The 26,449-nt window shown below is 67.1% G+C and carries 24 protein-coding genes and 1 tRNA gene; 11 read left to right on the top strand and 14 right to left on the bottom strand.

From position 1 onward, the window contains the following. Positions 1-181 precede the first annotated feature (181 nt). From OH146_RS02075 to OH146_RS02055, 5 genes are all read right to left on the bottom strand, one after another. Positions 182-673: a hypothetical protein gene (locus tag OH146_RS02075; RefSeq protein WP_265156896.1), complete on the bottom strand. Its 492-nt coding sequence runs from the start codon at positions 671-673 to the stop codon at positions 182-184. Positions 674-692: 19 nt separating this feature from the next. Then, positions 693-1,100: a PRC-barrel domain-containing protein gene (locus tag OH146_RS02070; RefSeq protein ID WP_265156895.1), complete on the bottom strand. Its 408-nt coding sequence runs from the start codon at positions 1,098-1,100 to the stop codon at positions 693-695. 27 nt (positions 1,101-1,127) lie between these two features. Then, positions 1,128-1,655 carry a hypothetical protein gene (locus OH146_RS02065; RefSeq protein ID WP_265156893.1) on the bottom strand — a complete coding sequence of 176 codons (528 nt, stop codon included), beginning with the start codon at positions 1,653-1,655 and terminating at the stop codon, positions 1,128-1,130. A 111-nt stretch (positions 1,656-1,766) separates the two neighbouring features. Continuing rightward, complete coding sequence (locus tag OH146_RS02060) at positions 1,767-2,360, bottom strand: TetR/AcrR family transcriptional regulator (protein WP_265156891.1); 594 nt, start codon at positions 2,358-2,360, stop codon at positions 1,767-1,769. A gap of 8 nt (positions 2,361-2,368) precedes the next feature. After that, complete coding sequence (locus tag OH146_RS02055) at positions 2,369-3,142, bottom strand: hypothetical protein (protein WP_265156889.1); 774 nt, start codon at positions 3,140-3,142, stop codon at positions 2,369-2,371. A gap of 105 nt (positions 3,143-3,247) precedes the next feature. On the opposite strand from OH146_RS02055, the gene OH146_RS02050 reads away from it, so the two are divergent. The 5 genes from OH146_RS02050 (at position 3,248) to OH146_RS02030 (ending at position 8,223) form a co-directional block, all read left to right on the top strand. Next, positions 3,248-4,453: an MFS transporter gene (locus tag OH146_RS02050; RefSeq protein ID WP_265156887.1), complete on the top strand. Its 1,206-nt coding sequence runs from the start codon at positions 3,248-3,250 to the stop codon at positions 4,451-4,453. Between the two features lie 199 nt (positions 4,454-4,652). Further along, the gene (locus OH146_RS02045; protein ID WP_265156885.1) at positions 4,653-4,856 is read left to right on the top strand and encodes a cold-shock protein; all 204 of its coding nucleotides are present in this window, start codon (positions 4,653-4,655) and stop codon (positions 4,854-4,856) included. 153 nt (positions 4,857-5,009) lie between these two features. Further along, on the top strand, positions 5,010-5,828 hold the full coding sequence (locus tag OH146_RS02040; protein ID WP_265156883.1) for a DUF1684 domain-containing protein: 819 nt from the start codon (positions 5,010-5,012) through the stop codon (positions 5,826-5,828). A gap of 98 nt (positions 5,829-5,926) precedes the next feature. After that, a complete protein-coding gene (locus OH146_RS02035; RefSeq protein WP_265156881.1) occupies positions 5,927-7,567 on the top strand; it encodes a bifunctional 3'-5' exonuclease/DNA polymerase in 1,641 nt (546 codons plus the stop codon). Positions 7,568-7,719: 152 nt separating this feature from the next. Further along, entirely contained in the window at positions 7,720-8,223 is a 504-nt protein-coding gene (locus OH146_RS02030) for a DUF3145 domain-containing protein (RefSeq protein WP_265156879.1), read from the top strand. On the opposite strand, the gene OH146_RS02025 is transcribed toward OH146_RS02030, so the two are convergent. The 7 genes from OH146_RS02025 to aceE all read right to left on the bottom strand — a co-directional run bounded on the left by OH146_RS02025 (position 8,220) and on the right by aceE (position 16,995). Then, a complete protein-coding gene (locus tag OH146_RS02025) occupies positions 8,220-9,413 on the bottom strand; it encodes a glycosyltransferase family 4 protein (protein ID WP_265156877.1) in 1,194 nt (397 codons plus the stop codon). The two genes, OH146_RS02030 and OH146_RS02025, sit on opposite strands and share 4 nt — an antisense overlap. Positions 9,414-9,423: 10 nt before the next feature. Further along, positions 9,424-10,659: a beta-ketoacyl-[acyl-carrier-protein] synthase family protein gene (locus tag OH146_RS02020; RefSeq protein ID WP_265156875.1), complete on the bottom strand. Its 1,236-nt coding sequence runs from the start codon at positions 10,657-10,659 to the stop codon at positions 9,424-9,426. An 88-nt stretch (positions 10,660-10,747) separates the two neighbouring features. Beyond that, entirely contained in the window at positions 10,748-10,996 is a 249-nt protein-coding gene (locus tag OH146_RS02015) for an acyl carrier protein (protein ID WP_265156873.1), read from the bottom strand. A gap of 40 nt (positions 10,997-11,036) precedes the next feature. Next, complete coding sequence (locus tag OH146_RS02010) at positions 11,037-12,041, bottom strand: beta-ketoacyl-ACP synthase III (RefSeq protein ID WP_265156871.1); 1,005 nt, start codon at positions 12,039-12,041, stop codon at positions 11,037-11,039. Beyond that, positions 12,038-12,955, bottom strand: coding sequence for an ACP S-malonyltransferase (locus OH146_RS02005; protein WP_265156869.1), 918 nt, complete (start codon positions 12,953-12,955; stop codon positions 12,038-12,040). Before OH146_RS02005 ends, OH146_RS02010 begins: the two co-directional genes overlap by 4 nt. A gap of 96 nt (positions 12,956-13,051) precedes the next feature. Beyond that, positions 13,052-14,260, bottom strand: coding sequence for a PucR family transcriptional regulator (locus OH146_RS02000; RefSeq protein WP_265156868.1), 1,209 nt, complete (start codon positions 14,258-14,260; stop codon positions 13,052-13,054). Between the two features lie 8 nt (positions 14,261-14,268). Continuing rightward, positions 14,269-16,995, bottom strand: coding sequence for a pyruvate dehydrogenase (acetyl-transferring), homodimeric type (gene aceE / locus OH146_RS01995; protein WP_265156866.1), 2,727 nt, complete (start codon positions 16,993-16,995; stop codon positions 14,269-14,271). Positions 16,996-17,180: 185 nt separating this feature from the next. On the opposite strand from aceE, the gene OH146_RS01990 reads away from it, so the two are divergent. The 5 genes from OH146_RS01990 to OH146_RS01970 all read left to right on the top strand — a co-directional run bounded on the left by OH146_RS01990 (position 17,181) and on the right by OH146_RS01970 (position 21,468). Continuing rightward, positions 17,181-17,642, top strand: a complete 462-nt coding sequence (locus OH146_RS01990) for a peroxiredoxin (protein WP_265156864.1) — start codon at positions 17,181-17,183, stop codon at positions 17,640-17,642. Between the two features lie 39 nt (positions 17,643-17,681). Then, a tRNA-Val gene (locus tag OH146_RS01985) sits at positions 17,682-17,754 on the top strand. 98 nt (positions 17,755-17,852) lie between these two features. Continuing rightward, complete coding sequence (locus OH146_RS01980) at positions 17,853-19,979, top strand: sensor histidine kinase (protein ID WP_265156862.1); 2,127 nt, start codon at positions 17,853-17,855, stop codon at positions 19,977-19,979. Continuing rightward, positions 19,966-20,628 (top strand): response regulator transcription factor, encoded by a 663-nt coding sequence (locus OH146_RS13850; RefSeq protein ID WP_265156860.1) that lies wholly within the window; start codon positions 19,966-19,968, stop codon positions 20,626-20,628. The genes OH146_RS01980 and OH146_RS13850 overlap by 14 nt, the downstream gene beginning before the upstream one ends. Before the next feature lie 156 nt (positions 20,629-20,784). Beyond that, a complete protein-coding gene (locus OH146_RS01970; RefSeq protein WP_265156858.1) occupies positions 20,785-21,468 on the top strand; it encodes a hypothetical protein in 684 nt (227 codons plus the stop codon). A 66-nt stretch (positions 21,469-21,534) separates the two neighbouring features. On the opposite strand, the gene OH146_RS01965 is transcribed toward OH146_RS01970, so the two are convergent. Next, positions 21,535-21,678: a methionine/alanine import family NSS transporter small subunit gene (locus OH146_RS01965; protein WP_265156856.1), complete on the bottom strand. Its 144-nt coding sequence runs from the start codon at positions 21,676-21,678 to the stop codon at positions 21,535-21,537. Beyond that, positions 21,675-23,258, bottom strand: a complete 1,584-nt coding sequence (locus tag OH146_RS01960; RefSeq protein ID WP_265156854.1) for a sodium-dependent transporter — start codon at positions 23,256-23,258, stop codon at positions 21,675-21,677. The genes OH146_RS01965 and OH146_RS01960 overlap by 4 nt, the downstream gene beginning before the upstream one ends. A 122-nt stretch (positions 23,259-23,380) precedes the next feature. Here OH146_RS01960 and OH146_RS01955 point away from each other — a divergent pair, with 122 nt between their 5' ends. After that, the gene (locus OH146_RS01955) at positions 23,381-26,443 is read left to right on the top strand and encodes a purine-cytosine permease family protein (protein ID WP_265156852.1); all 3,063 of its coding nucleotides are present in this window, start codon (positions 23,381-23,383) and stop codon (positions 26,441-26,443) included. Positions 26,444-26,449 lie beyond the last annotated feature (6 nt).

Genomic DNA, 26,449 nt, shown 5'->3' with positions numbered 1-26,449 from the left:
CGCCCTACACGTACCCGATGTGGTTGCGGTGGGCCGGGGGCCGAATCCGCCTGTCGGCGCATTCGGGGTTCAAGTCCCGTCCGCCCTACACGTACCCGATGTGGTTGCGGTGGGCCGGGGGCCGAATCCGCCTGTCGGCGCATTCGGGGTTCAAGTCCCGTCCGCCCTACACGTACCCGACCTACTCGGGCACGAACGGCTCATACCGCTCGAGGCTTCCGTCGAGCACCGGGATCGTCACCGACTCGGTCGCGCCGTCCGTGGTGATCTCGACAGGGGCGCGCCCGCCCGGTCGATCCGCCGTCGTCGAGAAGAGGTGTTCCTGCTCCTGGAGGTCATACCCGGCGGGGTCATCCTCCTGAATCGGACCTATCCCACCCTCGAGCTCGATCGTGATCTCCTCGTCGTCATCCGCGAAGGTCACCGTGATGGCGTCCTCCGTGTTGGCGTAGAGGGTGCCGAGGAGCCTGCCAGGCTCGCCCTCGGCGGTCGAGATGATCAGAAGGTTCTCGGCCTCCAGCATCCCCAACTCGAGATTCACGCCGGCGGCGACACCTTCCTTCTCCTGTGAGGGCACCGTCTCGGCCTGGTCGCAACCGCTCATCGCGCCCGCGACCGCCAGGGCTGCCAGAACGGCAGCGATGCGGTGCGGTCGCGGGGCGCGTGAACTCATTGACATTCTTCGCTCCTGCTCAGTAGAACGCGGCGTAGGGAGGCGCGGCGTAGCCGGGTGCCCAGTACGGGGAGTACCCGTAGTAGCCGTACACACGGTCGTAGTAGCCGCGATCGGGGGCCAGCTCAGGGTCGTACCCGGGGGCTCCCTCGAGCTTCTCGCGGCTCAGATCCACCGACACGTCATCCGAGATGTCGGTGACGGCCTCGACCGGGATGTATGTCTCATCCTGGCCGATTCCGAGAAAGCCGCCCGAAGCGACGACGATGAAGCGCACCTCGTCGGCGTCGGGGTCGATCAGCAGGTCGTCGACCGTGCCGATGTCTTCGCCCCCAGCATCCTTGACCTTCAGGCCACGGATGTCAGCACTCCCGTTCTCGATGCGCTCGTCACTCTCGCTGAGCTTGATGAGGGTGCTCTCTGCCATGATTCCTCCTTGCGGGGATGCGTTGGTCTACTCGGCCTCGGCCGGGTCGAGCTGCACGCTGTCGGCCTCGATGTAGGGAAGGGTCTCCCACTCAGCGAAGACACCGGGGTCGAGGTCCCAGGTTCCGCCTTCCTCAACCTCTTCGAGGATGAAGGTGTTGCGTGCGGTTCCCATCACGAGCACGGTGTCGTCCGTCTCCAGAGCGGGGGTCATGCCCTCGTGGATCACGAGCAGCTCCTCGGTCGTGAGGTCATCGCTGCCCAGGATCGTGAAGGCGTTGTCGGAGATGACCTGGCCGACCGTCGCCGACAGGCTCACCGTCTGCCCGTCAAGGGTTTCGATGTCGTCATAGAAGTTCTGGTCGTAGGGACCCTCGAAGCCCTCCTCGGTGGCCTCCTCGCCCTGGTCCTCGACTTCCTCCTCGATCTCCTCTGCACTCTCGACGATGTCCTCGACCTCTTCGCCGTCGGTCGTGCACCCCGTGAAGCTCAGCGCTCCAAGTGCAACAACGCTCCCGACGCCGAGTCGTGTGAGCCAGTTCGTGTCCGTCAGCATGGCGGTCTCCTTCCGGTGTGGCGGCCCGTTTGGCCGCTCGTCCTCTGGTTGCCTTGCGCCGCCGACGTTAGGTATGCGCCTCTGGATTCTTAACCCGGGTTGAGTAAGCGCTCAGAGCTTCGTTACCCCCGCGTTATCCGACTCCGTGAGCATGTTCCAGGCGAGGTCACGCGCCGCGGCGAGGTCCTGCTCGCTCACGGTGAGATGTCCCGCGCGCTCGCTCTTGAGGAGCTGCACGAAAGACCCCCAGACGAGTGCGACGACGACCTCGCTGCGCGTTTGGGAGGTCGTTCCCTGCTCCGACCGCAGAGCATCGACCCGCCGCACGATCGTCACCAGGATTTCCTTCTCGAGCTCTCGGCTCTCGGCAGTGAGGTAGGGGCTATGGTCCTGCATCTCGAGGAAGCGGAAGGACCGCGGATGTTCCTGGGCGAAGCCCAGCAGGCGTGCCCAGAACGCATCGAATCGCTCGCGAGGCGTTGCATCCGCGTCTCGCTCCTCCCAGAGCACGCGATCGAGGAGACGCTTCTGCGCGCGGAATACCTCGTTGATGAGGTCCTCCTTGTTGGCGAAGTAGCGGTAGATGGTGCCCGTGCCCACCCCCGCGAGAGCGGCGATCTGGGGTACGGCGACTCCGCCAACACCATGATCGGCGAAGGCTTCGAGGGCGGCGTTCACGATGGCGTCGCGCTTGGGGGTGGACATCGGGTACCTCAGCTGACGAAGTGTTGGTGTGGCTGGAAGATGCACATATTGGTGTCGCCCATCCGGTTGCTGTCGGTCAGCTCGGTGAAGTACACGTATGGCGTGTCCGGCTGGAGGGCGGCCTGCACTTGCACTGTATTCCGATTGAGGCCGGCCTGCGGGTCGCGCAGGCGCTGGAGGAAGATGTTGTCCCACCAGTACAGGTTCTGGGTGTCCCAGTCCGCCCTTCCGCTGCCCTGACACATTCGGAAGATGTGGAAGGCGTCGACGCCGCTGAGCTCCTTCAGATCGGCCTGGGTGACCTCGACACTGGTGAGGTCGGCGCTGTCGTCGAGCTTCTCACCGCGGGCGGGCCGCCAACTGTTCCGAAGAGTGTCGCGGTGTTCTCGATACGCGTCGAGCAGCCGCATCCCCGGGCCGTTGTCCTGCACTCGGGAGATGCTGCGGCTGCTGCCGTCTCGAAGGCGTGCCTCGACTGTGTACTCACCCGATTCGAGGAAGCCTCCGTCGATGTTGACCATGTACCAGTGGGCATCCGTCGTTCTGTCGTAGATGTGGCCGTCATGGTTCTCATTGGTGAATGGCTGGTTGGTGATGGCGGTCTCATAGCCGCCAGGGCCTCTCGCTGTGAGCGATTCGATGTACTCGTGTACAGACGCGGCGCCCGTGGGACGGAACGCGACGAGGAACTTGTGCTGTTCGTGCTGCATCGTCATGTCGTCGAAGTCCATGTATACGTTGCAGGCCATGAGGTCGTAGATGTCAATCGTGGGGTCCGCCACGGTCGTCCTCCTTCTGGGCGTCCTTGCCCTATCGCCGCTGCGAATTGTAGCGGAATGAATGTTCATTCCGCAGAAGCTACCGCAGATTCCGCCTACTCTGAAGGGGTGCATCCGTTCTCCCGTTTCGTGTCACGGGAGGATCGGCTCGATCGCGACGTGATCGTCCTCGGCGTCATCGCCTTCTTCGTGATGCTGGGCTTCGGTGTCGTGATTCCCGTGCTGCCCGTCTTCGTGCGCAGCTTCGATGTCGGCTTTCTTGAGGTCGGAGCGGTCGTTTCCGCGTTCGCGCTCATGCGACTCGTGTCAACCCCCTTCGTCGGTCGCCTACTGGATCGTGGCGGCGAGCGCACGATTCTTGCGCTCGGCATCGGCATTGTGGCGGTCTCGAGCGGGCTTGTCGGTCTTGCGGGAAGCTACCTTGAAGTACTCCTGCTGCGCGGGGCCGGCGGCATCGGGTCCGCGATGTTCTCGGTCTCGGCCATGACGCTTTTGCTCGCCAGCGCGAGCCCCGCCACTCGAGGGCGATCGATGGGCTTCTACCAGGGCGGGTTCCTCGTCGGGGGAATGGCGGGGCCGGCCGTGGGTGGCATCCTCGCGGCCGTGTCGATTCGGGCACCCTTCTTCTTCTATGCGGGCACGCTGCTCGTAGCCGGGCTTGTGGGGCTCATCCTGCTCCGCCGCGTCCGGGTCGAGTCGACGGATGCTCCACCTCCCGCCATTCCGTTCCGTGCTGTCGTCCGCGACTCACGTTTCCTGACGGCGTGTCTCGCGAACCTCGCCCAGGGTTGGGGATCCATGGGGGTGCGCAGCGCTCTCATCCCCGTCCTCGTCGTGGAGGCGTTCGGCGGTACCGCCGCCTGGACGGGTGTCGCTTTTGCCATTGCGGCGGTCTCTCAGACGATCACTCTGGCTCCCGCCGGGCGGTTCGTGGATCGCGTGGGTCGACGCCCCGCGATTATCGGTGCCTACGCCGTGGCTGCAGTCCTTCTCATGGTGATTCCCTTCGTGGAAAGCCTTGCCGCCCTCATTGTGCTGCTCTGCCTGTACGGCGCCGCCGCCGCATTCATGGGCACCGCTCCCGCCGCCGCACTGGGGGATGCCGCGGGGCCGCGCAATCCGAGGGCCGTGGCGATTTTCTCGGCGTGCGCCGATGCGGGCGCCATCGTCGGCCCGCTTGTCGCGGGAGCGCTACTCGACGCGTTCTCCTATCCGGTTGCGTTCGGCTCGGCGGCGGTACTTCTGCTTGCTGCATCCCTCGCGGCACTCCGAATGCCGCGTCAGGAGGGGCAACACCCGGTAACAAGGTCGTGAATGTCACGTATTCGCCCTGTTCATCAGGGGGAGTGGTGCACTAGTGTCGATAGTGCAGTTGCAGTACCTCGCAGATCTTGATTGACCGTGCGCCCCATTCTGAGGCGTTCGGGTTTCTTTCGGGAGCGGACGATGATCACCGCGACGAGTGGCTCCGGAGGTCGGAGTCACGCGACTAGCTCCTGAAGGAGAAGGAAAAATGGCAACAGGAACCGTGAAGTGGTTCAACGCTGAGAAGGGCTTTGGCTTCATTGCCCCCGAGGATGGAAGCCCCGACGTGTTCGCGCACTACTCGGCGATCCAGTCCAGCGGCTACCGCTCGCTCGACGAGAACCAGCGGGTCGAGTTCGACCTCGCGCAGGGCCCCAAGGGCCCGCAGGCGGAGAACATCCGCCCCCTCTAGGTGTGAGTGACGACGTCGAGTCGTCATGTGAAACCTCGGTCGGCCCTCACCATTCGGTGGGGGCCGACCTTTTTGTTGTGTGACGGATGCCGCGGCGGGAACACGCGCCGTAGCATCCGCGTTGCACAGCGGGAACCCGGAAGGATGGACGACATGACCGACACCGCCACGCCCGAAGCCCGCCTCGAGACCTTCCGCCGCCGCCGCGACGAATCCGTGGTTCAGCCCCAGGGCAGCCTCGCCCTCACGACGACGCAGCTGATCGACTCGGAGCAGTCGGTCTGGGGTGTACCGGGCACCTGGGCCCCGCTCCCGGAAGGCGAGTCCGGCGTGCGCCTGACGGCAGCTGCTGCCGACGGCATCCGCGTGGACGACGCGCTCGTCGACGGCAGTGTTGTCGTGACGGGCAAGGACTCCGAGGCCCCCTCGGTCGTTCGATTCAGCGACACCGTCATGGGCTTCATCATCGCGGTCGAGGGCGGCTACGCCCTGCGGGTCTGGGATGCGAAGTCGGAGGCGATCCAGAACTTCGGCGGCATCGATGCGTTCCCCTACAACCCCGACTGGGTGATCACGGCCACGTTCCGGGAGAACCCGGAGGGCACCACGATTGGGTTCGAGCATCTCAAGGATGAGGGCAAGACGCGCGACATGGTGATCCCGGGCGAGATCTCTTTCGAGAAGGACGGCACGGAGTACAACCTCGCAGCGTTCAAGTCGGGGCGCGCTCTCCAGCTGGTCTTTGCAGATGCGACGAACGGCGAGAGCACCTACAGCGTCGGTCGCTTCCTCTTCGTGGCCCCCAACCCCGACGGCACGATCACGCTCGACTTCAACCTCGCGGTGTTGCCGCCGTGCGCCTTCTCCTACGCCTTCAACTGCCCAATGCCGCCGAAGCAGAATCGCTTCGCGGTACCGATCGAGGCGGGGGAGAAGAACGTGCTGGCGAAGGACGGCTCGCTCCTGCACTGAGCCCCGCTGGTTGAGTGACCCGCGGGTTGAGTAGGCCCGCCAGGGCTGTATCGAAACCGCGGTCACCGGATGTCACACGCCTCCGTCAGACTTATGCAGTGCACATCGTCGTAGAGTCGTCTTCGTCCGGAGTCACTCTCACGACGCTCGATGACACAGGCGCGTTCGTGGGGGAGTCCGTTGTCTCCGAGTCGGATTTCTCCGCCGAGGTCGCCCGCCGCGAGGCTTCCCGACCGCGCTGGGTGTGGAGCGACACCGAGCACTGGTACCCCCGACTGCTGGAGGCGGGCGTGCGTGTCGAACGCTGCGTCGACCTCAGGCTCTGTCGCGCCATCCTGCGGAACTCTCCCCTGACACAGTCGACGGATGTCGCGGCCGCACCTCCCGACGCCTGGGATGAGCCCCCGGCTGATGCTGCCAGTCCCGCAGTCGGAGCGACCCTGTTCGACCTCGAGCCCGCGCGTCCCGGCGATCAGCTCGATCCCCTGCGCGAGTTCCTCCGCCAGCGCGCGGCGGCACCGCCCGCGCTCGCCTTGCTCCTCTCGGCCGAGTCGGCCGGCGCCCTTGTCGCCGCTGAGATCAAGCACACGGGTCTGCCGTGGCGGGCGGAGGTGCACGACGAGCTCCTGACCCGGATGCTCGGCCCCCGCCCGAGAGTCGGGGAGCGCCCCGGCCGCATGGAAGCCCTCGCCCGCGACATCCGCGCCGCTCTTGACGCACCCGAACTGAACCCGGACTCCGCGGGGACGCTGTTGAGGGCGCTGCAGCGGGCGGGTCTGCGGGTCGAGTCAACGAGCAAGTGGGAGCTGCAGCGGGTCGAGCATCCGGTGATCACGCCTCTGCTGGAGTACAAGTCCCTCGCGCGGCTCTACAGCGCCAATGGCTGGCACTGGCTTGACACGAACGTGCGCGACGGACGTTTCCACCCCGATTATGTGCCGGGAGGCGTCGTGACTGGCCGATGGGCGAGCCGCGGCGGCGGGGGAGCGCTGCAGCTTCCCAAGCAGGTGCGTGGCGCCGTGCTCGCCGACCCGGGGCACGTGCTCGTCGTCGCGGATGCGTCGCAGCTCGAGCCGCGCATCCTCGCGGCGATGGCGCGCGACCGCGCGATGGTCGAGGCGGGAGCACAGGGCGATCTCTACGCCGGCATCGTTGCGAGCGGCGCAGTGGCGACACGGGAGCAGGCGAAGCTCGCGATGCTCGGCGCCATGTACGGCGCGACGCAGGGGGAGAGTGGTCGGCTCATACCGGCGCTCGCCCGTGCCTATCCTGGGGCGATCCGCCTTGTCGAGGGGGCCGCTCGAGTCGGTGAACGCGGGGAGCGGGTCTCGACGCTCCTCGGTCGCGGTTCACCCCTCCCAGGCGAGGACTGGCACGAGCTCCAGTCCTTGGCCTCGGCGGAGGGTGCCTCGACTGCTCTCCAGGAGCGAGCGCGGGCCGCCGCCCGCTCGTGGGGCCGCTTCACGCGCAACTTCGTCGTGCAGGGCACCGCCGCCGAATGGGCGCTGTGCTGGATGGCGACGCTGCGACAGAAGCTTCATGCCCTGGGCGGAGCACCGCAGCTCGCGTTCTTCCTCCACGACGAGGTCGTCGTCCACACTCCGAGCGAACTGGCGGATGTCACGGCTGACGCCATTCGCGAGGCCGCTGTTGAGGCGGGCCGCCTCCTCTTCGGCGAGCTCCCCATCCGTTTCCCCCTCACGGTCGCGACCGTGCAGAGCTATGCCGACGCGAAGTGAATTCCCAGGCGCGCTGCTAATCACACGCTTGTGATTCCCCGTCGCTTTCGGGCATAATTCGAGGTGAACGTCACAACCGAACAGCTCGCTGCACGGCAATCACGCATTCCAGTGGTCGATGGGGAAGTCGCACCAAAGGGAATGGAGAGATTGTGGCTGCAGCAACTGCACGCGGGGTGCTCTTTGTGCACTCCGCTCCTCGCGCGCTTGCCCCGCACATCGAGTGGGCTGCAGGTCGCGCTCTTGATCGCGCCGTCAACTTCGACTGGGCGAACCAGCCCGTGCTCAAGGGTTCCCTCCGCACCGAGTTCTACTGGGAGGGCGAGCAGGGGACCGGTGCGGCTCTCGCGTCGGCGCTCCGAGGCTGGGAGCACCTCCGTTACGAGGTGACGGAGGACCCGACGCCCGGCAGCGACGGCGGCCGCTGGTTGCACACCCCGGACCTGGGCATCTTCTTCGCGCAGACAGACACGGCGGGCAACGTGGTCATCCCCGAGGAGCGCATCCGCTACGCCATGGAGGTCGCGGGATCCGACGCGTTCGAGTTGCACCGTGAGCTGCGTCTCGCCCTCGGCCAGGCGTGGGATGACGAGCTTGAGGCCTTCCGCCACGCGAGCGACGACCATCAGGTGGCCTGGCTGCACAAGGTCGGTTAGCTCTCCGCCGTGTAGAGAGCGGTCATCCGAGCGACATAGTTCGCCGGATCAAAGAGCTCACGGTCGATGAGGGCTCCGCGGGAGAGCTGCAGCACGCGCTCGGGGTCGCTCGACAGCGCCGCGAGTGCGGCGGCGAGCCCCGCAGCATCCGGGGTCTCGGCCAGATGCCCCGAATGCGTGAGCCCCTCCTTGAGCTTGGGGTCGCAGTAGAGCACGCCCCGCTCGCGGCTCACAGCTTCGGCAATGGTCATGGGCTGGTTGTCGAAGCCCAGCGAGGTGAGCACCACGACCGCCGAGGCGTCCATGAGCTCGAGCACGCGCTCGTGCGGCAGGTTGCCGTGGACACGAATCTCGTGCCTACCGTCGACCACGCGACGAAGCGCCTGCAACTCGGAGCCCTCACCCACGAAATCGACCGTGAAGGAGCTCGGAGCCTTCTCGAGTGCCGCGACGGCCGCCTCCGCGAAGACGAGCGGCCGTTTGACCGCCTCGCAGCGGGCAACCCACAGGAATGACGGATGCCCGGCTGCCTCAGGTGCGAGCGGCACCGACGCGCGCCCTGAGGTCGCGATGGGGTTCGGGACGACCGCGATCTCGCCCTGCACCCCTGCGGCAGAGAGATCGCGGGCCTGATGCGCGGAGGGCGAGACGACGCGGTCAGCTCGGAGCGCCATCGCGAGCGTCAGGTTGCGCAGGAGGTTGTCGAAACCGCCGCGAGGGCTTAGGGGCAGGCGTGGGATGCTCGCGCCCGTGAAGCGTGTCAGGAGCCATCGGGTGAGCGGCGCCAGGGCCAGGTGCCAGCGTCCCTCGCTCGCCCAGTAGAAAGTATGCACGGTGTGGACGACCGGCACGCCAAGTTCTGCCGCAACGTCCGCCGCCGCGTGGGCCAGGCCGAACTCGGTCTGCACGTGGACCGCCTCGACCCGGTGGCGCCGGAAGGCGTCGCGGAGAACGGCACGCACGCTGGCCGAGTTGGGCACGACCGGCAGCAGCAGGCCCGGGATCGTGAAGCTTGGCCCGATGTGCAGCTCACCCGCGTGTTCCTGCACGCGCGCCCCGCGCATCCGTTTGGTCGACACCATCAGGACATCGTGGCCCGCGCCTGACAGCGCGGCGCGCTGCTGCAGCATGGAGGTCTGCGCGCCGCCGACGTAGTCGAGGAAGTAGTCGCTGACGATCGCGATGCGCATCCCGCCGCGCCTAGACGCTGCGGAAGGCAACGACGGCGTTGTGGCCGCCGAAGCCGAAGGAGTTGCTGATCGCGAGAAGCGGACCCTCGCCGAGCGAGCGCGCCTCCGTCACCACGTCGAGGGGGATCGCGGGGTCCTGCTGGCCTAGGTTGATCGTCGGCGGAGCCGTGCGCTCGTGGAGCGCGAGGATCGTGAAGATCGCCTCCAGCGCGCCCGTGCCGCCGAGTAGGTGGCCGGTCGATGCCTTGGTCGCCGAAACAGGGATGCTGTGGACGCGGTCACCGAAAACGGACAGCAGCGCGTTGTACTCGGCGACGTCGCCGACCGGCGTGCTCGTGGCGTGCGCGTTGATGTGCTGCACCTCGTCGGGCACGGCTCCCGCCTGCTCCAGTGCCGCAACGACGGCACGTGCCGCGCCGGTGCCCTCGGGATCCGGAGCGGTGATGTGGTGAGCATCGCTCGTGACCGCTCCGCCAGCGAGTTCGGCATAGATGTGGGCGCCACGCGCGAGCGCGTGTTCCTCGGTCTCCAGAACGATCGCGGCGCCGCCCTCGCCGAGCACGAAGCCATCACGTGAGACGTCGTAGGGACGAGAGGCGCCCTGAGGGTCGTCATTGCGCTTCGACAGGGCCTGCATGGAGGCGAAGGCAGCGATCGGCAGCGGGTGGATGGCCGCTTCCGAACCGCCCGCGATGACGACATCCGCGAGCCCGGCCTGCAGGTGGTCATAGGCGTTCGCGATCGATTCGGTGCCGGATGCGCAGGCGGAGACAACCGTGCGAGCACTGCCGCGCGCCGAAAGTTCCATCGAGATGGCAGCGGCGGGGCCGTTGGGCATGAGCATGGGCACCGTCATGGGCAGTACGCGGCGCGGACCCTTCTCGCGCAGGGTGTCCCAGGCATCGAGCAGGGTCCACACGCCGCCGATTCCGGTCGCGTAGTCGACCGTGATACGGAGAGGGTCGACATCCGGCGCTCCGGCGTCCGCCCAAGCCTCGCGGGCTGCGATGAGAGCGAACTGGCTGCTGGGGTCGAGGCGCTTCGTCTCGACGCGCTCGAGAACCTCGGCGGCGGGTACCTTCGCCTGCCCGGCGAACTTCACCGGCAGTTCGTACTTCTCGACCCACTCCTGCTCGAGGGGGCGAACGCCCGACTCACCCGCGAGTAGGGCGCGCCAGGTGTCGGGCACGTTGCCGCCCAGGGGGGAGGTGGTGCCGAGGCCGGTGACGACGATCTTCTTGGTCATGACGAAACTCTCTGTCGGCGTGTGATGAAGCTCAGGGCTCTGCCGACCGACCCGCGCAGTGACAGGTCGGTCGGCAGCGCGCTACGACTTAGCCCTGGGCCGAGACGATGAAGTTGACGGCGTCGCCGACCGTCTTGAGGTTCTTGACCTCGTCGTCGGGAATCTTCACGTCGAACTTCTCCTCCGCGTTGACGACGATGGTCATCATGGAGATCGAGTCGATGTCGAGGTCATCGGTGAACGACTTGTCCAGCTCAACCGTGTCGGTTGCGATCCCGGTCTCGTCGTTGATCAGCTCGGCGAGGCCGGCCAGAACTTCTTCGGTTGACAATGCCATGTGTTTTTCTCCTTGAGGTGTCGTATGACCGTGGGCAAGTTTAGGGCAGAACGATGACCTGGGCGCCGAAGACGAGGCCCGCGCCGAAGCCGATCTGCAGGGCGAGTCCGCCGCTCAGCTCGGGGTGCTCCTCGAGCAGCCGGTGCGTCGCGAGTGGGATCGAGGCGGCCGACGTGTTGCCTGTCGTCGCGATGTCGCGACCGATCGCAACGCTCTCCGGCAGCCCGAGCTGCTTGGCGAACTCGTCGATGATGCGCATGTTCGCCTGGTGGGGGATGAAGGCCACAAGATCCTCGGGCGTGATGCCGGCGACCTCGATCGCTTTCTTCGCAACCTTCGCCATGTCCCACACGGCCCAGCGGAAGACCGTCTGGCCCTCCTGGCGGAGCGTCGGCCACGCGGCGTCCCCGTCGCGGAAGTCGACGAGCGTCGCGTTCATGCCGACCGCCGCGGCCTTGGAGCCGTCGGAGCCCCACACGGGCGCCGCGATCCCAGGGAAGTCACTGGGGCCGATGACGACCGCTCCCGCCCCGTCACCGAGGAGGAACGAGATTGATCGGTCAGTGGGGTCGACGATGTCCGAGAGCTTCTCGGCACCGATCACGAGTGCGTAGTTCGCCGCGCCACTGCGGATGAGGGCATCCGCCTGCGTCACTCCATAGCTGAAGCCCGCGCAGGCGGCGTTCTCGTCGTAGGCGGCGGCGGGGTTGGCCCCGACCCGGTCGGCAACCACAGCGGCGATCGAGGGCGTCTGCTGCACATTGCTGATGGTCGCGACGATCACGAGGTCGATGAGCTCTGGGGCCACGCCCGACTTCTCAATCGCCTCACGCGCGGCGTCGGTCGCAAGGTCGAGCGCGAGCACGCCGACCGAGGCGCGGGTGCGCGTGATGATCCCTGTGCGCTGGCGGATCCATTCGTCGCTCGAGTCGATGGGGCCGACGAGCTCGTCATTGGGCACGACGCGGTCGCCGCGCGCGGCTCCATAGCTGTAGATGCGCGTGTACTGGGCACCGGTGGACTGGATGAGGGTGGGGCGAGTCATGACTTCCCGTCGATGAGGTCGTGGGCTGCGGCGAGGTCGTCAGGCGTCTTGATGGCCACGGTCGGAACGCCCTTGAGGGCGCGCTTCGCAAGACCGACGAGAGCGCCGGCGGGAGCGACCTCGATGATCCCCTCGACACCGGCGGCGGCGAGGGACTCCATGGTGAGGTCCCAGCGTACGGGCGAGGAGACCTGTCCCACGAGAAGGTCGACGAATTCGCCACCCTCTGCCACTAGGGAGCCGTCGCGATTCGTCCAGATGGACAGGCGGGGGTCGGATGCCGCAACCCCCGCGGCGGCGGCGCGCAGGCGTTCAACCGCGGGAGCCATGTGGCGGGTGTGGAACGCGCCTGCGACCTGCAGGGGGATGACACGCGCCTTGGCGGGCGGCTCGGCCTGCAGTCGCTCCAGAGCGTCGAGCTCGCCGGCGACGACGATCTGGCCACCGCCGTTGAAGTTTGCGGGCTCGAGACCGAGCTCGTCGAGGCGTGCGAGGAGCGCGTCCTGATCGGCACCGATGACGGCGCTCATTCCGGTCGCGGTCACGGCCGCAGCATCCGCCATGGCAGCGCCGCGGGCGGCGACGAGTCGCACGGCGTCGGCATCGCTGAGGATGCCCGCGCCGGCCGCCGCCGTGAACTCACCCACCGAGTGGCCGGCGATGCCCCCGATGCGGTCGCTGCGCCCTTCTTGCAGGGCTCGAAGCGTAAGGATGCCTGCCGCGACGATGAGTGGTTGCGCAACAGCGGTGTTGCGAATGGTCTCGGCGTCGGAGACGGTGCCGTGAGCGGCGAGGTCCATCCCGGCTGCCTCCGAGAGTGCCTCGAGCTGGGAGGCGAACTTCGGGTCGGCGAGCCACGGCTCGAGGAACCCGGGGGTCTGGGACCCCTGCCCGGGGCACACAATCGCGATCACTTCTCTAGTCTCCCAATCCGTCTCGATATTGCGCTGTGGTGCTCGACGAAGATTTCACTGAAGGCTTGTGGGTGCCGTCAACCTGCTTCGAGTCGTTCAGCGCCCCGCTCGCCGTCGTGGCGCATGTTCCGTCTCGGCGATGGAGCCGACGATGAGCGCTGCCTGAAGGATGAGCGACTCCCGCGCGCCCGTCGCGTCCCATCCGATGACCTCGGAGACACGCTTGAGTCGGTACCTCACGGTGTTCGGATGCACGAAGAGCTCGCGCGCAGTCGCCTCGAGGGAGCGTCCATTGTCGAGGTAACACCAGAGGGTTCCGAGCAGCTCGGTCGAGTGAGCCTGCAGCGGCTTGTAGATGCGGTTGATGAGGGTAGCCCGGGCGAGTGGGTCGCCGGCGAGGGCGCGCTCCGGCAGGAGATCGTCGGCGAGCGCCGGCCGCGGTGCATTTCGCCACGAGCGCGCCACCGCGAATCCCGCGAGCGCGGCCTTCGCGCTCCGCGAAGCGTCAACGAGCGACGGCACTTCGTGCCCAAGGATCAGGTAGCCCTCTCCGAAGCCTGGCTCGAGCGCTTTAGCGATGTCGAGGAACGACACACGGGGGGCGGATGCCGTCTCCTCCGCCTCCGCGGAAGCAGGGGTCGCCCGACCGATCACGAGCACCAGACGGCTGCCCTGCACGCCGATGAGGACGTCGGCGTCGAGATGTCGGGCCGTGCGGCGAAGCATGTCGACGTCGAGCATCCGCGGGGCCGTTCCGACGAGCACCGACACTTCGCCGTGGCCGTGCCAGCCGAGGGCGGCGATTCGGCTCGGCAGCTCGTCGTCGTACTCACCGCTGAGGATCGAGTCGACGACGAGTGCCTCGAGGCGTGCATCCCACAGCCCGCGGGCCTCGGCCGCCCTTGCGTAGACGTCGGCGGCGGCGAAGGCGATCTCCCTCGAGTAGAGCAGGATCGCCTCCGCGAGGGATTCGTCGCGGCCCTTGATCCGCTCCTCGACGACCTCCACGGTGACCTTGATGAGCTGCAGGGTCTGCGTGAGGCTGACCGAGCGGAGAAGCTCGCGGGGGGCTGCGCCGAAGACATCGGCCGCGATCCATGGCGTCGACGAGGGGTCGTCGTACCAGTGGATGAAGGAGGTGATGCCGTTCTGCGCGACCATCCCGACGGCGGAGCGCCTCCCGGGCGGCATCTCGCCGTACCAGGGGAGGGTCTCCTCGAGTCGCTTGAGGGTCGCCGTCGCGAGCTCGCCCGACATGGTCTTGAGCCAGGCGAGCGTCTGCTCCTTCGTCCGCGGCGCAGCCATACCCCCGCCTAGCTCTCGCCGCCGGCCGTGCCGGTCGTGCCGGCCGTGACGTCGTGCAGGCGATACCGCTCGATGGCCTGTGCGGGAAGACCGGCGTCGACCGCGCCCCGAGCCGCGAGCGACTGAAGCGTGCGCACGACGATCGACGGGCCGTCGATCTTGAAGTAGCGGCGGGCCGCCGCGCGCGTGTCGGAGAAGCCGAAGCCGTCGGCGCCAAGCGTCGCGTAGTCGCCGGGCACGAACTGCCGGATCTGGTCGGGCACGGCGTGCATGAAGTCGGTCGCCGCGATGAAGGGACCCTCCGCGTCGCGCAGCTTCTCCGTCACATACGGAACCCGCTGCTCCTCGCCGGGGTGAAGGAAGTTGTGCTCGTCGGCGGCGATGCCGTCGCGGCGCAGCTCCGTCCAGGACGTCACGGACCAGATATCCGCCGAGACGCCCCAGTCCTTCTCCAGCAGCTCCTGCGCCTCGAGAGCCCAGGGCACCGCGACGCCTGAAGCCAGGAGCTGAGCCTTCGGCCCCTGCGCCTCGTTGCGGTTCAATCGGTAGATCCCGCGGAGCAGACCCTCCACGTCAAGGTTCTCCGGCTCCGCCGGCTGCGGGAGCGGCTCGTTGTAGACGGTGAGGTAGTACATGACGTTCGGGTCCGGATGCTCGCCCCCGTACATCCGCTCGATACCAGCCTTGACGATGTGGCCGAGCTCGTACCCCCACGCGGGGTCGTAGGTCACGACGGCGGGGTTGGTCGAGGCAAGGAGCGGCGAGTGTCCGTCGGCGTGCTGAAGGCCCTCGCCCGTCAGCGTCGTGCGCCCCGCCGTGGCTCCGATGATGAAGCCGCGGGCCATCTGGTCGCCCGCCGCCCACATGGCGTCGCCCGTGCGCTGGAAGCCGAACATCGAGTAGAAAACGTAGACGGGGATGAGTGGCTCGCCGTGCGTCGCGTAGGAGGTGCCGACGCCGGTGAAGGCCGCGAAGGCGCCGGCCTCGTTGATACCCGTGTGGAGGATCTGACCCTGCACGCTCTCCTTGTAGGCCAGCAGTAGCTCTCGGTCCACAGAGGTGTAGTGCATCCCGTTGGGGTTGTAGATCTTCGCCGTGGGGAAGTAGGCGTCCATGCCGAAGGTACGAGCCTCGTCGGGGATGATCGGCACGATACGGGCGCCGAAGTCCTTAGAACGGAGCAGGTCCTTCAGCAGGCGCGCGAACGCCATGGTCGTGGCGACCTCCTGCTTGCCGGAACCCTTGCGCACGACGTCATAGGTCGAGGCATCCGGCACGTTCACCTGCGTGTACTTGGAGCGCCGTTCCGGAAGGTATCCACCGAGCGCGCGACGGCGCTCGTGCATGTACTGGATGGCCTCGTCGTCGTTGCCGGGGTGGTAGAACGGCGGGCGGTAGGGGTCCGACTCGAGCTGCGCGTCGGAGATGGGAATGCGCATCTCATCGCGGAACTGCTTGAGATCGGTCAGCGTCAGCTTCTTCATCTGATGGGTCGCGTTGCGGCCCTCGAAGGACTTGCCGAGACCGTATCCCTTGATCGTCTTGGCGAGGATGACGGTGGGCTGCCCCTTGTGCTCGGCGGCAGCCTTGAACGCCGCATAGACCTTGCGGTAGTCGTGGCCGCCGCGCTTGAGACCCCAGACCTGCTCGTCCGTGTAATCCTTCACGAGCTCAAGGGCACGGGGGTCGCGGCCGAAGAAGTGCTCGCGCACGTAGGCGCCATCCTCGGCCTTGTAGGTCTGGTAGTCGCCGTCGGGCGTCATGTTCATGAGGTTGACGAGGGCGCCGTCCGTGTCCCGGGCGAGCAGGTCATCCCACTCGCGACCCCACACGACCTTGATGACGTTCCAGCCGGCGCCGCGGAAGAAGCTCTCGAGCTCCTGGATGATCTTGCCGTTGCCGCGCACAGGGCCGTCGAGCCGCTGCAGGTTGCAGTTGATGACGAAGTTGAGGTTGTCCAGTCCGTCGTTTGCGGCGAGCTGGAGCGCGCCCCGGGACTCGACCTCGTCCATCTCGCCATCACCGAGGAAGGCCCAGACCTGGGAGTCGGAGAGGTCCTTGATCCCGCGGTTGGTGAGGTAGCGGTTGACCTGCGCCTGATAGATCGCGTTGATGGGGCCGAGCCCCATCGAGACGGTGGGGAACTGCCAGTAGTCCGGCATGAGCCGGGGGTGCGGGTAGGAGGAGAGCCCATAGGGAGCGCGCGACTTCTCCTGTCGGAAGCTGTCGAGCTGGTCCTCGCCGAGGCGGCCCTCGAGGAAGGAGCGGGCATACATGCCGGGGGAGGCGTGCCCCTGGTAGAAGATCTGGTCGCCGCCACCCGGGTGGTCCTGGCCCCGGAAGAAGTGGTTGTGGCCGATCTCGTAGAGCGAGGCGGACGACGCGTAGGTCGAAATGTGGCCACCGACGGAAATGTCGGGGCGCTGCGCGCGGTGCACCGTGATGGCGGCGTTCCAGCGGATCCACGCGCGGTAGCGGCGCTCGATCTCCTCGTCACCGGGGAACTCGGGTTCGTTCTCCGCCGCGATCGTGTTGATGTAGTCGGTCGTCGGCACCATGGGCACGCCGAGCTGCAGCTCCTTGGAACGCTTGAGCAGGCTCAGCATGATGTCGCGGCCCCGGCCGCGGCCCTGGCTCGCAACGACTCCGTCGAGTGACTCCTGCCACTCCGCCGTCTCCTGCGGGTCCGAATCGATGTGATTCACCGAATACGGGTCCTGGTCGTGAATCGTCACGGTCTTGCCTCACTTTGGTCTGCGGACTCTTCGATCCCGCCGAAGGCTCTCGTCGGGTCTCGACGCGGCGTTGGGCGGGCTCGACCATCCTAGTGAGGAAAATGGCGCGAGGTTTGGATAGTTCCCACAGTGCTCGTTAGTGTTTGGACCTGTTCCTCACCAATGCCGTCGAAAGGATGAGCCGGATGCCCATCGCTCCCGGTGACAAGGCTCCCGGCTTCTCTCTGGAGAGTCAGTTCGGCGAGAACATCGAACTCGCGACCCTCCTTGAAGGCGGTCCTGTTGCTCTCGTCTTCTTCCCGCTCGCCTTCACCGGCATCTGCACCGGCGAACTGTGCGAGCTCCGCGACAACCTCGCGGTGTTCGACGACGCCGGCGTCCAGCTGGTCGCGATCTCCGTGGATAGCAAGGCCACCTTGCGCGCCTTCGCGGAGCGCGAGGGTTTCGAGTTCACCCTTCTTGCGGACTTCTGGCCTCACGGTGCGGTTGCTCGTGAGTACGGCGTGTTCCTGGAGGAGAGAGGCGTTGCGACACGCGCGACCTTCGTCATCCGCGGCGACGGCGTGGTCAGTGGTGCCTTCATGACGGCGCCGGGGGAGGCACGCGATCTTGCCGCCTACCGCGAGGCGGTCTCTGCCCTGGCATGACTGCCCCCTGTACTATGTAGCAGCGCACCTAGTGCGCATGGGCCTTTAGCTCAGCTGGTAGAGCGCCACGTTTACACCGTGGATGTCGTCGGTTCGATCCCGGCAGGGCCCACCGTTCGAACTCTGGCACGCCCGCAGGGCCGGGAGCGGTCAGACATCCGGGACATGAGTCCCGTGACTCCGGGACTCCTCGCCTGCCACGATAGGGCGATGAGCATCGCGCGGGATCAGCCCGCCCTCACTGTTTGGCGCGCCGCCGCGGCCATCACGGTCATCCTCGTCATAGCGTGCACTGTCGCGGGGCTGAGGCTTGATGCGCTCGCTCCTGCCGATCCTGCCGATGGCACGGGTTCTGCCGCATCGGGCACTATTCCAGGGCTCGCGATGGCGCTCCCCGGCGCCCTGCTGATGTGGCGTCTCGGCGGCCACCCGATCGCCGTGATCCTGACTGGGTTTGGCGTCCTGTGGGGGCTCGACGGCGTCGCGGCGGGAATCCTCAATGTAGCGATCGCGGGCGATGAGGTGACGCCGCTGGCCCGCGCAGCCTTCTGGTACTACGCGAGATTCGGCGCCATCCTACTGCTACCGATCCTGCTGATCCTGCTGCTCTTTCCAGATGGGCGGTTGCCTAAAGGAGGATGGCGCGGCGCGGCAGTCCTCAGCCTGGCTCTCGCCAGCATCCTGCCCTTCGCCTTCATCTTCGCGCCCGCGCAAGTTCTTGCGGCGGACGAGCCGGGTCGTGCTGAGCAGCTCGCGAGATTCGACCCCGGCCTGCCAACCCTCCCGCTTCCGGATGCGCTCTGGAGCGTCATTCTGGCGGCTGCGTTCCCGAGTGCCGCCGCAGGAGCCGCCGTGGCCCTTGCCGTCACCGTCAGCCGTCGCCGCGGAGCCTCCGCCGAACAGCGCTCCCAGTTGCGCTGGCTCATCTTCGCCGGCGTCATCTTCGTCGCCCTTCTGCTCATGTCGCAGATCATGCCGTCCGAGTTGGGCGATGTGCTCTTCGCCCTCGGAATCGCCTTCGTCAGTGCGGCGATCGTCATCGCGGTAGCGCGGTACGGGCTCTACGCCATCGACCGGCTCCTGAGCTGGACGATCGTCTACGCCGTGCTGTTCGCAAGCGTCGTGCTGGTGGATGTCGCGCTGTACGTGCTCGTCGGATCGCTCTTCGACGACCGCGCCGTGCTCCTCATCGCGCTGTTGGCGGTGCTCGCGGTCTACACCCCCCTCCGCGATCGCCTGTTCCGGCTCGTGACCCGTTGGGTCAACGGGTCACGCGACGACCCCTACGAGGTCCTGTCGACGCTCGCAAATCGCCTTGAAGCCGCGGGCGACACGCAGACGAGACTGGATGAGCTCTCCGCCTGTATCGCGCGTGCCTTCGCATCCAGCTTCGTGAGGGTCGAACTTGAACGTCCCGAGGGCCCGCCGCTGGTGGCTCAGACGGGTGCTCCGACCCCGTCGGCCATCACACTTCCCCTGACACACGAGGGCAGCGAGATCGGACGCATTCGCATGCAGCCCGGTCGTCGGCCGGCTCTCTCAGCGCGCGACAGGACGCTGCTCAGCGACCTCGTGCGTCTCGCGGCGGCGGCCCTGCTCAACGCGGAGCTCAGCCGCGAACTGCAGGGCATCCGCGTGGATCTGGTCTCCGCGCGCGAGGAGGAACGCTCACGTCTTCGGCGCGAACTACACGACGGGCTGGGCCCGTTGCTGGGAGGAATCCGCCTACGACTCGAGACCTCGCGCAACCTGATAGAACGACAGCCAGAGCAGTCCCTCGCGGCACTGGACGCAGCGATCGAGGAGTCCAGTGAGGTGGTCGCAGAGATCCGCCGTCTCGTCCACGACCTACGACCGCCCGCACTCGACGACCTGGGCCTCGTGCGCGCGATCGAGCAACAGGCGGAGCGTCTGACGGGAGGCGGACTCCACATCACCCTGCAGGCGGAGGAACTCCCTCCGCTCAGCGCGGCACTCGAGGTCGCCGCCTACCGCATCGCCTCAGAAGCTATGACGAACGCGAGCCGCCACTCGGGCGGCGAGCACGTTGTCGTTCGAATCAAAGCCCAGGACAATGACCTCATTATCGAGGTTGACGACGACGGGGTCGGCATGGCGTCGCAGGCCGTCGCAGGCGTGGGGCTTGTCTCTCTGCGGGCGAGGGCTGCGGAACTCGGCGGCAGTGTCGCGTTCGAGGCGGTCGAGCAGGGAGCTGACCGTCCCGGCACTCGCGTGCACGCGCGGCTGCCCTTGCGCCGCCTCGACTTCTCCGAGGCGGCTATCGATCAGGGCGCGGCCAGTGCCGCAGACAAGGAGGACACTCGTGCACGGCACTGAGCCGGTCGACGTGATCGTGGTCGATGACCACCCGGTCTACCGGGAGGGCCTGGCCATGCTCCTGTCATCGCTTGACGGCATGAGGGTTGTCGCCACCGCCTCGGACGGTAGCGCTGCGGTGGAAAGCGTCGACGCTCATCAGCCAGATGTCGTGGTTATGGACGTGCAAATGCCCGGCCGCGATGGCATCTCTGCAACGCGCGACATCCTCGCGCGGCATCCGCACATCGCGGTTCTCGTGCTGACGATGTCTGACGATGACGAGACAGTCTTCGCGGCCATGCGCGCCGGGGCGCGCGGCTACCTGCTCAAGGGTGCGGCACAGTCGGAGATCAGCCAGGCGATCGAGATGGTCGCCTCGGGCGGGCTCGTTTTCGGGGCATCCGTCGCCCGGCGTGTCGGCGAGTTCTTCACCTCGGGGCCGCCGTGGAACGTGCCCGAGGAGGCCTTTCCTCAGCTGACGGCGCGGGAGCGCGAGATCCTGAACCTCCTCGCGGCAGGTCGATCCAACGCCCAGATCGCGCAAGCGCTGTTCCTTGCACCCAAGACGGTGCGCAACAACACCTCGAACATCTTTGCCAAGCTGCAGGTCGCCGATCGTGCCGAAGCAATCGTGCGCGCGCGGGAGTCGGGACTGGGGCGCTCCTGACGGAGTCCCGCCTGCACGGGACAGGGCGGGCGCAGGCCGGGAACGATTCGGGGCGAAAAGTCGGGACCGGGATCGGGACGCGGTGCCCTGTTCGCCCGGGTCGTCGAGACGGGAGAGTCGAGTCATCGACAACACGACCCCCCGAAAGGAACTTCAATGACCGACCTCTTCGCTCCTGCCACCCGCGCCGAGACGCCGAGCGACGCCGCCGAGCGCCAGATCCCGCGCGGCCTCTTCCGCTTCGCGGGAGCCGCCCTCACCGCCTTCCCCGTGCTCTTCGCGGCCGGGATGGTGTTCTCGCCGCCCCAGACCGAGGAGGGTGGCGCCGGCTACATCGCCTCCCTTGCCGCCGACCCGGCCGCGAGCATCCTCTCGGCGAACCTGCTGCACTACTCCTGGGTCGCACTTGCCCTCGGCGTCATGGGGCTCATCGGCCTCGTGGGGCGGCGCGGACGCATCTGGGTATCGCTGGCCGCAGTGCTCGTGGCATTCGGGTCCGTCCAGATGTCGGGACTGCTCCTGTCGGACTGGTTCCTCATCGCCGCGGGCAACACGCTCGAGATGGAACAGGCCCTCGCTCTTGACGGTGCCGCCAAGGAGCTGAGCGTCGTCGGCTGGCTCATCTCCGCTCAGGTCTTCACGATCCTCGGCATCCCCGCCCTCACGCTCGGCCTCGCCCGTGCGCGTGTCGTGAGCTGGTGGATCGCGCCTCTGCCGCTGTTGGCCTTCATCGTGCCGATGTTCAACCTGGGCGCACTCGCCGCCCTCGCATTTGTGCCGCTTATGGCTCCCGTGGTGCTGGCGGGACTGAAGCTCCTTCGCGGAGCTGCCGATCGCTGATCGGAAGATTGCCACAGTCAGGGGCGACCGGGGTCACTCGGTCGCCCCTTCTGTCGCGTCGTCGCGTCACCGGGGCGTGTAGTGCTCGTCGCCGCCCGGAGGATAGTCGGCTCGTTCAGGGTGCGAGCGCAGATAGAGGATGCTCGCGCTCAGGCCACCCCAGACGATCAGGATCGACAGCACGAGGAATACGATCGCGAGAGTGCTCATCGCGAGGCCTCCTTTCGACGTGACGGGGGAGTGTCGAGGGCGCGAGGCGGCCAGGGTATGAACTCGTCGGGGGAGCGCCGCCACGGCAGCAGCGCCAGGACGACGGCCGCGACAAGAATGAAGGCGATCGTGCCCCAGCCGAAGAGGAGCAGATACCAGCCAGGCATGTCGCTGTAACCGTCGATAGCGAGTGAGATGATCCGCTGCACGAGCATGTATCCGAGCACGACGGGAGCCACCACCCCGACGAGGGCGACCCAGATGGAGCCGAGCTGGAAGGTGGAGACGGCGTTGAGGTGGCCGCGGAGCTCAGCAGCTCGGCGCAGCACCCAGACCACAAGGATTGTGACGAGCACTGCGGAGGCGACGACGCCCACGTTGTTGGCCCACTGGTCGGTTACGTCGAGGGCGAGGAGGCCTGTCGTGGTCGAGAAGAGCAGGATGGAGAGCACTGCGGAGATGCCGCCGACGCTGAGCGCGGCGGCGCGGCGCCCCAGGTCGAACTTCTCCTGAACTGCGGCCGTCACGACCTGCAGCACCGAGATGAGCGAGGTGAAGCCGGCCATCGCGAGGGAACCGAAGAAGAGGCATCCGAAGATGGCGCCGCCCGGCATCTGCGAGACGATCGCGGGGAAGGTCATGAAGGAGAGCCCGACGCCGGTGAGACCTTCGACCTCAGCGACGCTCACTCCCTGTTGGACGGCGAAGAATCCGATCGTCGCGAACACGCCGATGCCCGCGAGGATCTCGAAAGACGAGTTGGCGAAGGCGACGACGAGTCCCGGGCCCGTCAGGTTCGACCGCCGGCGCCGATATGAGGCGTAGGTGATCATGATGCCGAAGGCGATCGACAGCGAGAAGAAGATCTGGCTGTAGGCCGCGATCCAGACGTCAGGGTTGGCGAGGGCTGACCAATCCGGCGTGAAGAGGGCGTCGAGACCCGAGCTGGCCCCCTCGAGGAGAAGCGCGCGCACAACAAGGATCAGGAACGCGACGATCAGCACGGGCAGGAAGACCACGTTGACGCGCTGGAGGCCCTTCGCGACGCCCGCCGCGAGCACGATTATGGTGGCGACCCAGACGAGGGCGAGCGGGATGAGGACACCCGGAACGAACTCGAGGCTGATACCAGGCGACCCTGTGCTGAGGTATTCGCCCGTGAAGAACGCGGCGGGGTCATCGCCCCAGCGCAGGTCGAAAGAGAAGACGAAGTAGCTCAGCGCCCACGCGATGACGGCTGTGTAGTACAGCCCGATCACGAAGGCGATCGCTACCTGGAACCAGCCGAGCGACTCGAGCCAGCGTGCGCGTTCGCCTCCCAGCCTGCGGAAGGCGGTCGGGGCGGACCCCCGGAAGCGGTGCCCGATTGCGTAGTCGAGGAAGAGGATGGGGATGCCCGCCGTCAGAAGCGCGACCAGATACGGGATGAGGAACGCTCCGCCACCGTTCTCGTAGGCCACTCCGGGGAATCGCCAGATGTTGCCAAGACCCACCGCAGAACCGATTGCGGCCAGGATGAATCCGACCTGGCCCGTCCACTCCTCGCGTGGCCGGTGGACGACGGGTTTGCTCGCGGTCATGGCTCCTCGATTCCGTCTACTGAGGGAGGTAGCAAGCACGGTAGCAGCGCCCTCCGACTCCGGACAGGGGGCGAATGCGAGCCTTCCTCCTGCTGGGGCGCGCTGCCCGCTAGTATTTGCCCATGGACGACGCCAATCCCGAGGCTGCCGAGGATCTGCGGCGCCGCTCGACGTGGCGTGACGTCCCCGAGAACCGCGAGACTGACCGACTCGACGACGATGCGTTGGCGGATGCTCTCGCGGCCGAGGTGGCGGCGGTGACGTCGTCGTTGCCCATCATCACTCCTCGAAGCAGCGAGACCGCCTACTCGGCGGACGACCTCTTCTCCGCCCTCATGGCCGACAGCGAATCGGTGTCGGAGCCGAGCTCGAGCGAGCGCGCCGTAGGCGTCGAGGTATTGGAACCCTCTCCTGTTGAGGAGCCATTCAGCGGGGCCCCTGTCGCTGAGCTGCCGGTCGTCCAGAGGCCAGTCGCTGCGGAGCCAGAAGCTGAGGAGTTGGGCGTCGGAGCGCGTTGGGAGCCGACGGAGTTCCTCCCCTCCTCAGCACCGGTCCCGCAGGAATCAGAGGCCCCTGAAACCGCCTACCTGCCCTCGGAGCCGCCGCGATATGAGCCGGGAGCCGAGCAGTGGCGTGATCTGGCTCTGCTTCCTGAGCCTGAGGTCGAGCCCGTTGCGGATGCTGCGAGTGAAGAGCATCCTCGGTTGTTGTCGCCGGTTGTCGAGTATCCGGTCCCCTTGCCCGATGTCGAGCAGCCGGTCTCATCGCCGGTCGTCGAGCAGCCGGTCTCATCGCCGGTCGTCGAGCAGCCCGCATCACCGCCAGTCATTGAGGAGCCCGCGCCACCGCCAGTCATTGAGCAGCAATCGCTGGCGCCACCGCCCCTCGTGGAACCGCCGGTCCCGCCCTCGAATGAGCCGGCGCAGGTTCCGCTGAGTTCCCTCCTCCGAGCCGCACCACCTCCGATTCCCGGCAGCGTCGCGGTGCCGCCGCCCGGCGCAGCGCTGCCTGAACCTCCCCGCCTTCGCTCGCTCGACGACGACTCCCTCGCGACTGTCCTCAACCGCACTACAGCGCGGATCGGCGTCGCGGGCGCCTTGGCGGAACTCGAGGTGCAGATGCAGCTCCGCCAGGAGGATGCGCGCGAGTTCGAATCGTGGGAGCGTGCCTTGCGCGCCATCGGCACCGATGAGGCCTTCACCGCGATTGATCGCGTGCGGGCGCGAGTCGGGGATCGGTTCACGGTCCCCTTCGCTGAGGCTGACGCTCAGCCAGAGCCAGAGCCAGAGCCAGAGCCAGAGCCAGAGCCAGAGCCAGAGGCCGAAAGTGGCGCTCAGCCAGAGCCCGAGGCTGAATTGCAGCTCCAGCCCGAGGCTGCGCCCGCGCCCGCGCCCGCGCCCTCGCCCGAGCTATGGAACGGTCCAGCCCCTGAGCCTGAGTCTGAGCTTGAGGCCGCAGCGGGGCCCCCGCTCACCTCGTTCGCGACTGCGGCTGACACTCCGACGGCCCCTCACACGCCCACGGGGTACACGACTGTGCCGGCAGACGCGACGGATAGCGCCGACCTGGAAGTCGACGACCGGCTCGCTGATGCAGAGAGTATCGACGAGACGGATTGGGCGCGCATTGTGTGGCCCGAGTCAACTCGCGATGAACGTGTTTCCGTCGAAGGCGTGCCCGTCGCGGCATCCGTCCCACCGCCCGCACCTGTGATCCACGACGACACTCCTGTCATCGCGGAGGAGGCTGTCATGAGGCAGCGCGCCTTCTCCTTGGAGGCCAACAATGGCGAGCCGACACTGCTCGAGTTTCGCGCGGGAAGGGCGGCCCGCATGTTCTGGCAGTGGTTCGCCGTCAATTCCTCTGTCATCAGCTTCGCCGTGGGCGCAATAGTGCTGGGGCTCGGGGTCAGCGCGCGGCAAGCTCTCGTCGCCGTACTCGCCGGCGTTGCGCTCTCTCTGCTGCCGCTCGGGCTCGCTACCTTGGCGGGCAAGTGGAGCGGGCAACCGACCATGGTGGTCTCTCGTGCCGCATTCGGAGTCGTGGGTAACCTGCTACCCGCGATCCTCGCGGTTCTGACGCGCGTCTTCTGGGGAGCGGTCATCCTCGCGGTGCTCGGTGTGGGCATCACGTCGGGTGTCGGCATCGCGTCTGGCATTGAGTCATCCTGGGTCATGCTCGCGGCGATCGCGGCAGCTCTGGCAATCTCCACGCTCGTCGCGCTCTTTGGATATGCACTGCTGACTCGCGTCGCCGCGGTACTCGGCATCCTGAGCGCCGTGCTTGTTGCGGGTCTCGTCGCCCTGTCAGCCCCGCGGGTTGACTTCGCAGCGGCGCTGTTCCTTGGCGACGGTTCTTGGGCAACCGTCGTGGCGGGAGCCGTCCTCGTCTTCAGCGTCGTGGGGCTCGCGTGGGCCAACAGCGCTGCCGAGGTCGCACGTTACCAGCGACCGACGGGTTCGGGCACGGGGTCCATCGTCTTCACGATGGCGGGCGCTGCTCTTCCGGCGATCGTGCTGATCGGCTATGGCGTGTTGCTCGCGGCATCCGATCCGGTGCTTCGTGATCAGCTGGTGGTCGACCCGATCGGGGCTCTCGGCACCCTTCTTCCCTCTTGGTATCCGCTGCCACTCATCGCTGCGCTCGTGCTCAGCCTGCTTTGCGGGCTTACGCTCACGCTCTACTCAGGCGCCTTCGCGTTGCAGTCGGCCGGCCTAGCCGCCCCACGTCCTGCTGGGGTCGTTATCGTGGCAGTGCTGGTCGCCGCGGGAGCGGCAGGCCTTCTCGCGATCGAGGGCGAGCCCCGCATCCTGTTTACTGATGCCGCCACGATGATCGCCGTGCCGGTGGCCGCCTGGGCGGGCATCTTTGCGAGCGACCTGATGATCCGGCACGAGCGCTTTGACGGGGCAGCTCTCATGCGGCGACGCAGTACCTATGGTGATGTCAACTGGGCGAACATCGCGGCGCTCGTCGTGGCAAGCGCCGTCGGCTTCGGCTTCGCCGCGGGGACCCTGCCCGGCTTCTCCTGGCAGGGCTTTCTGTGGGCGCCGCTCGGGGTCGAGGCGACAGATCCGCTCGCCTCAAGCGATCTCGGAGTCCTGCTTGCCCTGACCGTGGGGCTGTCTGCACCGCTCCTGTTCGGCGTGGCCCGGGTCCGGCGCCAGGAGGCGGCGACGCGCTGACTCCGC

The organism is Homoserinimonas sedimenticola (assembly GCF_026094475.1).
GTDB classification, from domain to species: domain Bacteria; phylum Actinomycetota; class Actinomycetes; order Actinomycetales; family Microbacteriaceae; genus Homoserinimonas; species Homoserinimonas sedimenticola.
The sequence above is the reverse complement of the archived record's forward strand: the minus strand, read 5'-3'. Positions and strand labels throughout refer to the sequence as shown.